Source organism: Micromonospora sp. WMMD1076 (assembly GCF_029581475.1).
Classification (GTDB): Bacteria; Actinomycetota; Actinomycetes; order Mycobacteriales; family Micromonosporaceae; genus Micromonospora; species Micromonospora aurantiaca.
The window spans coordinates 5711625-5724786 of sequence record NZ_CP120862.1; the positions used below are offsets into that span (position 1 = coordinate 5711625).

General features: G+C 75.0%; 9 protein-coding genes. 4 read left to right on the plus strand and 5 right to left on the minus strand.

Going from position 1 to position 13162, the window contains the following annotated elements; all coding sequences use genetic code 11:
• Positions 1-29: 29 nt before the first annotated feature.
• Positions 30-1844: a DUF423 domain-containing protein gene (locus O7622_RS25675; RefSeq protein WP_282310720.1), complete on the plus strand. Its 1815-nt coding sequence runs from the start codon at positions 30-32 to the stop codon at positions 1842-1844.
• A 208-nt stretch (positions 1845-2052) separates the two neighbouring features.
• On the opposite strand, the gene O7622_RS25680 is transcribed toward O7622_RS25675, so the two are convergent.
• The gene (locus O7622_RS25680) at positions 2053-5295 is read right to left on the minus strand and encodes an AAA family ATPase (RefSeq protein ID WP_282310721.1); all 3243 of its coding nucleotides are present in this window, start codon (positions 5293-5295) and stop codon (positions 2053-2055) included.
• On the minus strand, positions 5292-5462 hold the full coding sequence (locus O7622_RS25685; RefSeq protein WP_282310722.1) for a hypothetical protein: 171 nt from the start codon (positions 5460-5462) through the stop codon (positions 5292-5294). Before O7622_RS25685 ends, O7622_RS25680 begins: the two co-directional genes overlap by 4 nt.
• 213 nt (positions 5463-5675) lie before the next feature.
• Between O7622_RS25685 and O7622_RS25690 the strand changes: the two genes are divergently transcribed.
• On the plus strand, positions 5676-6365 hold the full coding sequence (locus O7622_RS25690; RefSeq protein WP_013287747.1) for a DUF4191 domain-containing protein: 690 nt from the start codon (positions 5676-5678) through the stop codon (positions 6363-6365).
• A gap of 60 nt (positions 6366-6425) precedes the next feature.
• On the opposite strand, the gene O7622_RS25695 is transcribed toward O7622_RS25690, so the two are convergent.
• Entirely contained in the window at positions 6426-6803 is a 378-nt protein-coding gene (locus tag O7622_RS25695; protein WP_282314226.1) for an RDD family protein, read from the minus strand.
• Positions 6804-7010: 207 nt separating this feature from the next.
• Here O7622_RS25695 and glnA point away from each other — a divergent pair, with 207 nt between their 5' ends.
• Positions 7011-8435, plus strand: a complete 1425-nt coding sequence (glnA, locus tag O7622_RS25700; RefSeq protein WP_282310723.1) for a type I glutamate--ammonia ligase — start codon at positions 7011-7013, stop codon at positions 8433-8435.
• A 57-nt stretch (positions 8436-8492) separates the two neighbouring features.
• On the opposite strand, the gene mptB (O7622_RS25705) is transcribed toward glnA, so the two are convergent.
• Complete coding sequence (gene mptB / locus O7622_RS25705; protein WP_282310724.1) at positions 8493-9980, minus strand: polyprenol phosphomannose-dependent alpha 1,6 mannosyltransferase MptB; 1488 nt, start codon at positions 9978-9980, stop codon at positions 8493-8495.
• An 11-nt stretch (positions 9981-9991) separates the two neighbouring features.
• Complete coding sequence (gene mptB, locus O7622_RS25710; protein WP_282314227.1) at positions 9992-11395, minus strand: polyprenol phosphomannose-dependent alpha 1,6 mannosyltransferase MptB; 1404 nt, start codon at positions 11393-11395, stop codon at positions 9992-9994.
• Positions 11396-11440: 45 nt separating this feature from the next.
• Here mptB (O7622_RS25710) and O7622_RS25715 point away from each other — a divergent pair, with 45 nt between their 5' ends.
• Positions 11441-13153 carry a hypothetical protein gene (locus O7622_RS25715; protein ID WP_282310725.1) on the plus strand — a complete coding sequence of 571 codons (1713 nt, stop codon included), beginning with the start codon at positions 11441-11443 and terminating at the stop codon, positions 13151-13153.
• The last annotated feature ends 9 nt before the right edge of the window (positions 13154-13162 follow it).

Below are 13162 nucleotides of genomic sequence, written 5' to 3' on the forward strand. Positions count from 1 at the left end.
GCCGCCTGCCGGATGCCATGATCACAGGCATGACCGCCGGGGTACGCGAGGAGCCACGCGAAGCCGTGCGCCCTCGTACGCCCCGGCGGCTGCCGTTGCCGACGCTGCTCGCCCTGCTCGTCGGGTTCGCCGGTGTGGGCTACCGGTTGGCGCTGCTGTTCGCCGACGTGCCGCCCACTAACAGCGACGAGGCGACGATGGGGCTGGCCGCCCTGCACATCGCCCGCGGCGACGGCTTCCCGGTCTGGTTCTACGGCCAGGCGTACATGGGCACGCTGGAGGCGTACCTGGCCGCGCCGCTGGTCGCGCTGGCCGGGCCGTCGGTGCTCGTGCTGCGGCTGCCCACGCTGGCGCTGTACGCGTTGTTCCTGCTGCTGTCCTGGCGGCTGACCCGGCGGCTCGGCGGTGACCGCTGGTACGCCCTGCTCGTCGTCGCCGTGCTGGCGCTCGGCGCGGACCGGGTGGTGAAGAACCAGCTCATCGCCGGTGGCGGCTATCCGGAGCTGAACCCGGCCGGTGCGGCGCTGGCGCTGCTGACGGTCGGGCTCTGCGTGACCGGGGCGGGCGCGCGGCTGCCCCGCTGGGCGGCCTGGGGGCTGATCGCCGGGGTGCTGCTCTGGGTGGACCCGCTGATCCTGCCGTACGTGCTGACGCTCGGCGCGCTGCTGGTGGCCCGGCGGTGGCGGGAGCTGGCCGGCCGGGCCGGGGCGGTGCTGACGGGTGCGTTGCTGCTGGGCGCGGCGCCGATGCTCGTGGACAGCATCCGGCACGGCCGCAACCCGGTGACCGCGGTGCTGGCAGCGGGCGGCACCGGCGCACCCGCCGACTGGGCGGACCGGCTGCACGGCGCGCTGGTCCTCGGGCCGCCGCTGGCGTCGGGTTTCTGCTCCCCCGGCCGGTGCGCCACCTGGCAGCTCTGGTGGGCCGTCGCGTTCCCGGTGCTGCTGGTGCTCGCCGCACTCGCCGCGTGGCACACCGTCCGCCGCGCCTCCGGCGGCCCACGCTCGGCGGAGCGGGTGTCGGCCGGGGTGCGGCTGGCGCTGCTCGGCGGCGCGGCGGGGATCCTCGCCGTGTACGCGCTCAGCAACGCGGCCGGGCAGACGCCGATCGAGAGCAGCCGGTACCTGTCGTGCCTGGCGGTCGCCGTACCGGCCCTGCTCTGGCCACTGTGGCAGGCCGCCCGCCCGCTCGCCGCCCACCGGCTGACGGGGCAGCGCCAGCTCGCCGAAGTGGCGGCATCGGACCGACCCGCCGAACGCCAGCTCGCCGAGGTGGCGGCATCGGACCGACCCGCCGAACGCCGGCTCGCCGAAGTGGCGGCATCGGAGGAGGGTGGATACCGCGATCTCCCCGAAGTGGAGTCGATCAAGGCGACCGGCGAGCGGGCGGCCGGCGAGCGGGCGGCCGGGGCGAGGGCCAGAGTGGCGGGTACCGGGGCACTGGCGGTGCTCGCGGGAGTGCTCGGCACCGGCGTGGCGGCCACGGTGGACGTGATCCGGATGGCGCCGGCCGTGCACGCCGAAGCCGACCGGCACCGGTCGCTCGTGGACACACTCGGCGCGCTCGACGTCCGGAACGTCCGCGGCGGCTACTGGACGTGCAACCGGCTCACCTACGCGACCGGCGAGAACGTGGTCTGCGCCGTGGTCGACGACGACCTGACCCACGGTTTCGACAGGCTGCCCGCGTACCGGCGGGAGGTGGCCGCCGACCCGGACGCGGCATGGGTGGCGCCGGCCGGCTCGCCGCTGGCCGCGCGGCTGGACGAGCGCCTCGGCGCCGAATCGGGGGCCTTCGACGTCGTCACCGTGGCCGGCTGGCGGATCTACCTGCCGCGCCGCTGACGCAGGCCCGGCCGGCTACCGGCCCGGCTGTGGCGCCCGGCTGTGGGTCGGCTGGCCCGTTGCTCGGCCGGCCTAGCGGTCGAACTGCTTGACGCTCGACCCGCCAGACCCTCGACCCACCAGACCCTCGACCGGCCAGACCCTCGACCCGCCAGACCCTCGACCGGCCTGGCGCGCCAGGTAGCGCGACGCGGGCCGGACCGGCGCGCTACCTGGCGCGACGCTGGGCCGGGGCGGGTGACGGCCGGTCGAGCAGGCCCAGGCGGTGCGCCAGCGCGGCGGCCTCCACCCGGTTGGTCACGTCGAGCTTGGCGATGATCCGGGACACGTGCACGCTCGCCGTCTTCGGTGAGATGAACAGGCGCTCGGCGATCCGGCTGTTGCTGTGCCCCTCGGCGACCAGCCGCAACACCTCCTGCTCCCGGCGGGTCAGCAGGTCCGGTCCGGGTCGCCCGGTGCCGCGCAGCCCGACCCGGCGGGCCAGCGTCGCCGCCTGCTCGCCCAGCGGGGCGGCGCCCAGCCGGGCGGCCAGCTCGGCCGTCTCTCGTACCGCGGCGGCCACCTCGTCCCGCTCGCCCGCCGCCGCGGCCGCCTCGGCCAGCCCGAGCAGCGCCCGGCCCAGCAGGTACGGCTGCCCGGCCGCCCGCCACGCCGCCACGGCCGCCCGCCACGCGGCGAGCGCGCCGGCGGGACCGGTGGGCACCGTGCCGCCGAGGATCGCGGCGACGTGGGCGGCGTGGGCGTGCTCAGCCGGGTGCCGGACCGGCAGCGCGGCGGCCACCGCCGACACCTCCGCGGCGAGCGTCGCGTCTCCGGTCAGCGCGGCGGTACGCGCCAGCACGTTCAGCACCGGCCAGCCCTCGCGGGGCAGGTCGGCCAGGTGCGCGTCGGCCAGGGCGGCGCGCGCCGCGCGTACCGCCTCGGGCTTGTCGTCGGCGGCGAGCGCCGCCTCCACGCGTAGCTCGTGCAGCGGCAGCCGGTGGTTCGGCCAGAGGTACGGCCGGCCGAGGAACGCCAGCGCCCGCCCGACGATCTCGTCCGCGCCGGGATGGGCGCGGGCGAGGTGGAGTCCGGCGCGCAGTTGCAGCCAGTGCAGCCCGGACACGCCGGGCGGGTCGATGCGGGCCGCCTCGGCGCAGGTGGCGTCCGCCTCGTCCCAGCGGCCCAGCGCGATCAGCGCCTCGGCGCGGTTCGACAGCAGGTACGCCCCGATCGAGCGGCTGATGCCGACCCGGCGCGCCTCGCTCACCCCGGCCGCGGCTGCCTGTTCCGACTCGTCGTAGCGGCCCAGCTCGTGGAGCACGTCGGAGAGGAAGACCAGGGCGCTGACCAGGGCCCACGAGTCGTCGGCCGCCCGGGCCCGCGCCTCCACCCGGCGCAGCTCGGCCAGCCCGCGCTCCGGCGTGCCGTCGATGCGGTGCAGCAGGGCGATCCGGGTGGGCAGCAGCACCAGGTCGGTACCGATCTCGGACGCGCCGGCCGCGGCCTCGGTGGCGACCGAGGCGGCCTCCCGAGGGTCGACCTTCATCAGGTGTGACGCGATGTCGGCGAGCACGCCGAGCCGTTCCGGGCCGTGCGGCGCGCCCGCCGCCAGCCGGTACGCCTCGCGCAGTTCGGCCGCGCCGTCGCTCTTGCCGAGCAGCGCGAACAGCCGGCCCCGCTGGTCGAGCAGGCGGGCGGCGCGCAGGGGTTCGGCGTCGGAGTCGACCTCGGCCAGCGCGGCCCGGGTGAGCGTGAGTGCCCGGCTGAGGTCGCCGGCGGTGACCGCCGCGGTGAGCGTGTCCTCCAGCACCCGCAGGTGGTCCATGCCGAGCCGGTCGGCGGCGTCGGGCACCTGCTCCCAGAGTTCGAGGACGCGCTCCAGCAGCCGGCTCTGCTCGGCGTACGCGTACCGTTCGGCCGCCGCCTCGGCGGCGATCCGGGCGGCGGTGAGCGCGCGCGGATGGTCGTGTGCCGCGTACCAGTGGTGGGCGATCTCGGCCGGCGCGCGACCGGCGGCGACCAGGTGCGGATGGGCCTCGATCGCCGCGGCGTACCGGGCGTGCAGCCGCGCGTGCTCGCCGGGCAGCAGGTCGTCGTGCACGGCCTCGCGGACCAGCGCGTGCCGGAACTCGTAGTCGCCGTCCGGGTCGGCCACCACGAGCTGACCGGCGACGGCGGCGCGCAGCGCGTCCTCCAGTTCGGCCTCGGGCAGGCCGGCCACCTCGGCGAGGAGCTGGTGGGCGAAGCGGGTGCCCCCGGCGGCGGCGATCCGCAGCACCCGCTGGGCCGGCTCGGGCAGCCGGTCGACGCGGGCCAGCAGCAGGTCACGCAGCGTCTCCGGGATGGCCGCGCAGCCGACCGGGCCACCGGCGGCGGCCAGTTCCTCGATGAAGAACGGGTTGCCCTGGGTGCGTTCGTGCACGTCGTCGACGGTCCGGGCGATCTGCTCGGTGCCGAGCAGGTCGGCCAGCACGGCGGCGGTGCCGTCGCGGTCGAGGCGGCCCAGCTCGATCCGGTCGACGCCGCGGACCCGGTCCAGCTCGGCGAGGAACGGCCGCAGCGGGTGCCCGCGGTGCAGCTCGTCGGTGCGGTACGTGCAGACGACCAGCAGGCGGGTGGCGCGGGCGGCCCGCACCAGGAAGCCGATCAGATCTCGGGTGGACCGGTCGGCCCAGTGCAGGTCCTCGATCACCAGCACCAGCGGGCGTTCCTCGGCGATCCGCCGGAACAGCTCGGCGACCAGGTCGAACAGGTAGCCGCGCGGGGTGTCGGCGAGAGCCGGCCCGGCGGGCGCGGCGACCCCGGCGGGCATCCGGGCCAGCTCCGGCAGCAGCCGGGCGAACTCCGCCTCGTAGCCGGCGAAGGCGGCCGGCCCGTCGTGGCGCAGCACGTCGCGCAGCGCGGCGGCGAACGGGGCGAACGGCAGGCCCGCCTCGCCCAGCTCCAGGCACTGGCCGACGAGCAGGCGTGCGCCGGCGGCGTCCACCTGCGTGCCGAACTCCTCCAGCAGCCGGGTCTTGCCGACGCCCGCCTCGCCGCCGACGAGCACCGTCGCCGGCTCGCCGGTCCGGGATCGGGCCAGCGCGTCTCCGAGCGCGGCCAGCTCGGGCCGGCGGCCGACGAGGACGGTGCTGGCAGCGCGTACGGTCACGCCGTCGAGCATGCCACGGCCCTCCGACGGCCCGACCGGGCCGATCGGACCGCGGACGGCCGCCGGTCCGGCCGCCCCCGTGACGGCCGGACCGGCGAACTCCCCCACGACACCGGCCGCACCCACGGACCCGGCGACGGCCGGACCGGCGAACTCCCCCACGACACCGGCCGCACCCACGGACCCGGCGACGGCCGGACCGGCGAACTCCCCCACGACACCGGCCGCACCCACGGACCCGGCGACGGCCGGACCGGCGAACTCCCCCACGACACCGGCCGCGCCCACGAGCCCGGCGACGGCCGCTGGTCCGGTCACCGGCGGGCGTCGGTGGTGCGGGCCTGGTGCTGGCGGCGGCTGAGCCAGCCGCGCGGGTGCCGGCGTGGCAGCGACCGGGCGAGCCGGTCCTGGGCCGCGTCGGCCTGCAGCTCGGCGGCGTGGCTGCGGTGGATGCTGAGGATGAGGTCTGCGTCGTTGCCGAACATCTCGGATCTCCCTGTCGTGCGGTGTCGTCCCTGTCGAGATCGACTCTCCGCGCGAAGGTGCCCCCGGGGCATGGGTACGCCGCCTGATCTTCGCCCGCCCGGCCTCCTTACCGGCGGGCCGATTCGGGACGGCGCGGCGGTAAGGTACTCAGCCCTCGGCGCAGGGGCGGCCACGGATCAACGTGGTGCGCGCCGACCACTAGACTCTGCGGTATGGCAAAGCCCCAGGAGAAGGTCTCGTTCGGCCAGCGGCTGAAGCAGATCGGGATGGTGTTCCGGTTCACCGCCAAGCAGGACAAGTGGTTCGCGCCGCTGACCGCGGCGGCGGTGCTGATCCCGCTCGCGCTCACAGTGGTCGCGGTGATCGCCTGGGGCTGGATCTGGTTGCCGATCGGCATCCTGCTCGCCCTGCTGGCCGTGCTGATCGTGCTCAACCTGCGCTCGAACAAGGCGATGATGAACGCCGCCGAGGGGCAGCCGGGCGCGGCGGCGCAGATCATGGAGAGCATGCGCGGCGACTGGCGGGTCACCCCGGCGGTCAGCTCCACCACCCAGATGGACATGGTGCACCTCGTGGTGGGCCGGCAGGGCGTGATCCTGCTGGCCGAGGGCAACCCGCAGCGCGTACGCGGCCTGCTCGGCCAGGAGAAGCGCCGCCTGGCGAAGGTGATCGGCACCGCTCCGCTGCACGACTACGTGATCGGGCAGGGCGAAGGTGAGCTGCCCGTCCGCAAGCTGCGGATGACGCTGATGCGGCTGCCGCGCGCCCTGTCCCCGAAGGACGTGAACGCGCTCGACAAGCGGCTCAAGGCGCTCACCGCGCGGCCGCAGATGCCCAAGGGCGCGATCCCGAAGAACATGCGGCCGGCGCGTGGCGCGTTCCGGCAGACCCGGGGTCGCTGACCTCCGGCGTACGCGAAAGGAGCCGGTCCCGTGCGGGGCCGGCTCCTTCGTCGTGTGGGGTCAGCGGCGCGGGGCGTCGGTGACGACCGACCCGGCGAGCCGGTCGTGCAGGCCGCGCCGGTGCTCGTCCATCAGCAGGGCCGGCACCACGAGGGCCAGCAGGAATCCGCGCAGCAGTCCGCGGAGCAGCCCGATCCGGCCGCCGTCGGCCCAGGACACGCAGCGCAGCCGGGTCAGGTACATGCCGGGGGTCTGGGCGAACAGGCCGATGAAGAAGCAGTACTCCAGGATCAGCACCAGGACCGGCGGCCAGCCGTCGCGGACCGGGTCGGAGAAGGCCCGGGCGACCATCAGGCACAGCACCCAGTCGATGATCAGGGCGCCGAAGCGGCGGCCGAGGCTGGGCGGGGTGAACGCGGGGTCGGTGGCGGGCGGCACCGGTGTGGCGGCGGTATCGGTCACAGCGGCCAGGGTAGCGCCGCCGCGACCCCTGCCGAAAAATACGACATTCGGCACCAGAGTGTGCCGGGATGACGCTCCGCGAGCGACGTAACACGGCGGAAACAGACGAGACACGGCCGGGCAACCCCCCGGCCATAGCGTCGCCAGTAGCCAGCTACCGGACTGGACCTGCCAGGAGGACGTGTGTTCGCCAATTCCGAGGAACTCCTGCGATACCTCGCCGACGAGGACGTGAAGTTCGTCGACGTACGTTTCTGTGACCTGCCCGGCGTGATGCAGCACTTCAACCTGCCGGTCGAGTCGTTCGACGACAGCGTCTTCACCGACGGCCTCGCCTTCGACGGATCCTCGATCCGCGGCTTCCAGGCCATCCACGAGTCCGACATGCTCCTGCTACCGGACGTCGCCACCGCCTTCATCGACCCGTTCCGGGCCCAGAAGACGCTCGCACTCAACTTCTTCATCCACGACCCGTTCACCCGCGAGGCGTACTCCCGCGACCCCCGCAACGTCGCGAAGAAGGCCGAGGCGTACCTCGCCGCCAGCGGCATCGCCGACACCGCCTACTTCGGCGCCGAGGCGGAGTTCTACATCTTCGACTCCATCCGCCACGAAACCTCCGCGCACCAGTCGTTCTACTACATCGACTCGATCGAAGGCGCCTGGAACACCGGCCGGATCGAGGACGGCGGCAACCGCGGCTACAAGACCGCCTACAAGGGCGGCTACTTCCCGGTGCCGCCGGTCGACCACTACGCCGACCTGCGCGACCGGATCGTGCGGCGCCTCGTCGACGGCGGCTTCACCGTCGAGCGCTCGCACCACGAGGTCGGCACCGCCGGCCAGTCGGAGATCAACTACAGGTTCTCGACGCTGCTGCACGCCGCCGACCAGCTCCAGCTGTTCAAGTACATCGTCAAGAACGAGACCTGGGCCGCCGGCAAGACCGCCACGTTCATGCCCAAGCCGCTGTTCGGTGACAACGGCTCCGGCATGCACACCCACCAGAGCCTCTGGCGCGGCGGCGAACCGCTGTTCTACGACGAGACCGGCTACGCCGGCCTGTCCGACACCGCCCGCTGGTACATCGGCGGCCTCCTGCACCACGCCCCGTCGCTGCTGGCCTTCACCAACCCGACGGTGAACTCCTACCGTCGTCTGGTGCCGGGCTTCGAGGCGCCGGTGAACCTGGTCTACTCCCAGCGCAACCGCTCCGCCTGCACCCGCATCCCGGTCACCGGCAGCAACCCCAAGGCCAAGCGCGTCGAGTTCCGGGTGCCGGACCCGTCCAGCAACCCGTACCTGGCCTTCTCCGCCATGATGATGGCCGGCCTCGACGGCATCAAGAACAAGATCGAGCCGCCCGCCCCGATCGACAAAGACCTCTACGACCTACCCCCGGAGGAGTGGGGCGACGTCAAGCAGGTCCCGGGTTCGCTGCCGGAGGTGCTCAACGCGCTCGAGGCCGACCACGACTACCTGCTCGACGGCGGCGTGTTCACGCCGGACCTGATCTCCACCTGGGTCGACTGGAAGCGGGCCAACGAGGTCGACCCGGTGCGCCTGCGCCCGACCCCGCACGAGTTCGCGATGTACTTCGACTGCTGAGCACGCTCGTCAGCACCGGCCGGGCCGGCTCCGCGATGGCGGAGCCGGCCCGGCCGTCTACGCGACCCGTCGGCGCGACGCGGCCCGGACGCCGGTCACCGCCACGACCAGCACCAGCACCGTCATCAGCACCGCGCCCGGCGCCTTGCTGAACCGGGCCAGGTTGGATCCGTCCGGCAGGGTGAGCAGCGAGGCCACCGCGCAGGGCGCCACGAACCAGACCTGCCGGGCCAGCGGCACCGCCGCGACCGCGAGCACTGTCAGCGGCCAGACCGCGTACCAGGGGTGGAAGACCGGGGCGAGCAGCACCGTGGCGGCGAGCGCCAGGCCCGCGCCGAGCAGCGCCACCCGGGGGCGGGCCAGCGTCATCCGGGCCACCCGCTGCCGGGCGTCGTTGAGCCGCCGCAGCGCCGTCCACGCCCGCCACCAGAGCGCGACGAGCGCCACGGCCAGCAGCACCAGCGCGACCGTACGGGCCACCGGCACCGCCGCGGGCCGCTGCCCGGCCAGCTCACCGGCGTAGTCGATCACGAAGCCGACGGCTGTGGGCGGAGAGGTCCACTGCTGCGAGTCGCCGCTGTGGCCGAGCCCCTCCACCCAGCCCAGCCCGAGGCCGGTGGCGAGCGACACGACCAGCAGCGTGCCGAGCACCGACGCGGCCAACTGCCCGCCGTCGCGCAGCAGCGCCCGCCAGGTGTAGCGGCCGAGCACGGCGGCGAGCGCGGCGAACGGCAGCGCCACGACCGCGACCGACTTCACCGCGACGGCCAGGCCCAGCAGCACCCCGGCCACCAGCAGCGCGCGCGGCTTGCCCGGCAGGCGCACCAGCACCAGCAGGCCGAGCAGGAGCAGACCGAGCGCGAGCGCGTCGTTGTGCGCGCCCGCCACCAGGTGGATCCCGACCAGCGGGCAGGCGAGCACCAGCCAGGCGGCCCGGCGGGTGGGCACCCCGGCGGCGCGGGCCAGGCCGGGCAGGCAGAGCGCGGCCAGCAGCACCCCGGCCACCGCGACCAGCCGCAGCGCCACGATCGTCCCGATCAGGCCGCCACCGGCGAGGACGGCGAGCCCGGCCAGCAGGACGAAGAACGGCCCGTACGGCGCCGGGGTGTCCCGCCAGATCGGCGACACCGAGTCGGTCCACGGGCAGCCGGCCGCGGCGACACCCACCCGGTACGGGCTGAGCCCCTGCGTCCACGTCCAGCCCTGGCAGGCGTACGAGTAGACGTCGCGGCTGCCGATCGGCGGCGCGGCGAGCAGCGGCAGCGACCAGAGCCCGGCGGTCACGTACGCCCACCGGCCGGACGGCGCGCCCCACCGCAGCGACCACCAGGCTCCCACCAGCAGCAGCGTTCCGGCCAGCCAGCAGCCGAGCGTCACCGGCCCGTGCGGCGCGGACCAGATCGCGGCGAGCGTGCCGCGCGGGGGCGTGCCTGGTAGCGCGCCGCCGAGCCATCCGGCGACTGTGAGCAGCGCGGCACCGGCGAGGCCGGTGTGGCGGGCGAGACCGGCGGCGATCGGCCGGACGGGTCCGTCGGGCTCGCTCACCGGCACACTCCTCAGTCCACGGGAACCGGCTGCCGGCCCTTGCGAGCCGACCGTACCAACCACACGACCACCGCGATCACGAACAGGGTCATCAGCGGCGCACCGGGCATCTTGGTGTACCGGGGTAGACCGGTGCCGTCGGCCAGCACCAGGAACGACGACACCACTGTGACGATCGAGAACCACAGCGTGCGGTGCGCGGTGGCGGCGAGCACCGCCAGCGGCCACAGCCAGTACCACGGGTGGAACAGCGGGGACAGTGCGACTGTGGCGGTGAGCGCCAGCCCGGCGTGCCAGAACGGCTCGCCGCGACGGAACGACCGGAACCAGAGCCAGATCAGCACGGCGACCAGCACCACCATGCCGATCGCCCGGGTCACCGGCAGCGCGTCGACGTGCACGCCGAACGGCGCCAGCAGGTAGCCGACGGTCTGCCCCACCGCCGTCGGCGGCGAGGTCCAGGCCACCACCAGCCCGCCCTGTTCCAGCCCGCCGACGAACCCCAGCCCCAGGCCGGAGGCGAGGGTCGCGGCGGCGAGCGCGGCGAGCGAGCCGCCGACCACCCACCCGCCGTCGCGCACCAGCGTCCTGATCCGGTACGCCCCGACGATCGCGGCCAGCGCGGCGAACGGCATCACGACCAGCGCGGTGATCTTGACGGCGGCGGCCAGTCCGAGCAGCGCACCACCGGCGAGCAGCGGTCCGGGCCGGCCCGGACGGGCCGCCACCACCGCCAGCCCGGCCACCAGCAGGCCGATCATCAGCGCGTCGTTGTGCGCGCCGGACACCAGGTGCACGGGCACCAGCGGGCTCGCCAGCGCCAGCCAGAGCGCCCGCCGCGGCGGCACCCCGCAGCGGCGGGCCAGCACCGGCAGCGCCCATGCGGTGAGCGCCACCCCGGCCACTGCGAGCACCCGGAACAGCGCGACGGCGGCGAGCAGCGACCCGGTGGCCTCCACCACCGCGCCGGCGAGCAGCACGAACAGCGGCCCGTACGGCGCCGGTGTGTCCCGCCAGATGTAGGAGATGGTGTCCAGCCAGGGGCAGGGCAGCGCCGACACGCCCTGCTCGTAGGGGTTGATCCCGGCGGAGAAGCTGGCGCCCTGGCAGGCGTACGCGTACACGTCCCGGCTGCCCAGCGGCGGCGCGACCAGCATCGGCAGCAGCCACAGCGCGACGGTGACCAGCACCCACCGGGACGACGGCACCCGGTCCCGCAGCGACCACCAGGCCCACGCCAGCAGCGCGGTGCCGACCAGCCACAACCCGATGATCAGCGGCCCGTTCGGGCCCTGCCAGATGCTGACCGGGGTGGGACGCAGCTCGCCGTCGGGCAGGGCGCCGCCGAGGAACGCGGCCACGGCGAGCAGCACCGAACCCGCCAGGCCGATCCAGCGCGAGAGGTGGTGAGGCACGTCCGACATGCTGCCAGTACGGTGGTTCGCGATCAGGAGGTGGGCATGCGGGGCGGTCGGGTGATGGCGGTCTCCGCCGTGTCGGCGCTCGTCCTCGCCGTGCTCTACCTCACGCTGCCGGCCACCGGCTCGGACCTGTCCGCGCAGGTCGCCCGCGCCGGCTTCTTCGCCGAGCACGGGGCCGCCCTGGTCGACCTGCGCTGGTACGGCGGCGTGCACCCGTGGGGCTACAGCCTCGTCTCGCCGCCGCTGATGGCACTGCTCGGGGTACGCGTCACCGGCGCGCTCGCCCTGCTCGCCTCCGCCACCGCGTTCGCCGCCCTGCTGGTGCGGACCCGGGTGCCCCGTCCGCTGCTCGGCAGCCTGGTGGGCGTGGTCACGATCGCCGGCAATCTGGTCTCCGGCCGGGTCACGTACGCCCTCGGCGTCGCGTTCGGCCTGGCCGCGCTGCTGGCGCTCACCGTTCCCGCCCGCCGCACCCGCCTCGCCGCCGGTGCGCCGGCCGGCCCGGGCGGCGCCGTCGCCGGTGCGGCTGGATCGGCTACCGAGCCGGCCGGTCCTGGCGGTGCCGCTGCCGGGCCGGCCGGTCCCGGCGCTGCCGGTGGTGGCCGGAGCGTCGGGGCAGCAGTCGCCGCTGCCGCCGCCGCGCTGCTCGCCTCGGCGGCCAGCCCGGTGGCCGGGCTGTTCGTCGGGCTCGCCGGCGTCGCGCTGCTGCTGACCCGCCGGTACGCCGACGGCCTGCTGCTCGCCGTACCGGCCGCCGTGCCGCTGGCAGTGACCGGGCTGCTGTTCGGCGAGGGCGGCTGGATGAACATCAGCACTGCCGACACCGTGCACGCCGTGGTGACGAGCCTCGTGGTGGCGGCTCTCGTGGCGTACCGGCCGGTGCGGGTGGGCGCGCTGCTGTCCGCGGCCGGGGTGCTGGCGTCGGCGCTGCTGCACACGCCGGTCGGGCTGAACGCCACCCGCCTGGTGGTGATGTTCGCGCTGCCGGTGCTGGCCGCCGCCGCCACGCTCCCCGCCCCGCTGTCCGATCGGCTGCGCGCCGCCGGTCGGCGCTCCAAGGTCGTCGGCGCGGTCGGGCTGGCCGCGCTGCTGGCGGTGGTCTGCTGGTGGCAGCCGCCGGTGGTCACCGCCGACCTGCGCAGCGCCGACGACCCGACGGCCGACCCGGCGTACTTCGCGCCGCTGCGCGCGGAGCTGGCCCGGCGCGGGCTCACCGGGCGAGTGGAGGTGCCGCCGACCCGCAACTACTGGGAGGCGGCCCACATGGGCGACGTGCCGCTCGCCCGGGGCTGGCTGCGGCAGGCCGACATCGACCGCAACGCGCTGTTCTTCACCACCGTGCCCGGCGCGGACGGCACCGGCATCCCGCTGACCCCGATCACCTACCGGGACTGGCTGGCCGACAACGCGGTGCAGTACGTGGCGGTGCCCGACGCCGAGTTCTCCTGGGTGGGGGCGTCGGAGGCGAAGCTGGTGGAGGCGGGCCAGCCGTACCTGACCGAGGTCTGGTCGGACCGGCACTGGAAGCTGTACGCCGTCGCCGAGCCCACGCCGCTGGTCGGCGCACCGGGTGAGCTGGTCCGCCAGGACGGCGCCTCGATCACGTTCCGCGCCTCCGCCGCCGGCCCGGTCCCGGTCCGGGTACGCCACGACCGCTGGCTGACCGCCTCCAACGGCGCCACAGTCACACCGAGCGGCAGATGGACCACGGTGACAGTCCCCCGGAAGGGCACCTACACCCTCACAAGCTGACCCACCCGC

Coding starts and splice junctions, on each gene's coding strand:
- O7622_RS25690 (WP_013287747.1), top strand. CDS start 5,676: ATGGCAAAGCCCCAGGAGAAGGTCTCGTTCGGCCAGCGGCTGAAGCAG.
- O7622_RS25675 (WP_282310720.1), top strand. CDS start 30: ATGACCGCCGGGGTACGCGAGGAGCCACGCGAAGCCGTGCGCCCTCGT.
- O7622_RS25715 (WP_282310725.1), top strand. CDS start 11,441: ATGCGGGGCGGTCGGGTGATGGCGGTCTCCGCCGTGTCGGCGCTCGTC.
- O7622_RS25685 (WP_282310722.1), bottom strand. CDS start 5,462: ATGTTCGGCAACGACGCAGACCTCATCCTCAGCATCCACCGCAGCCAC.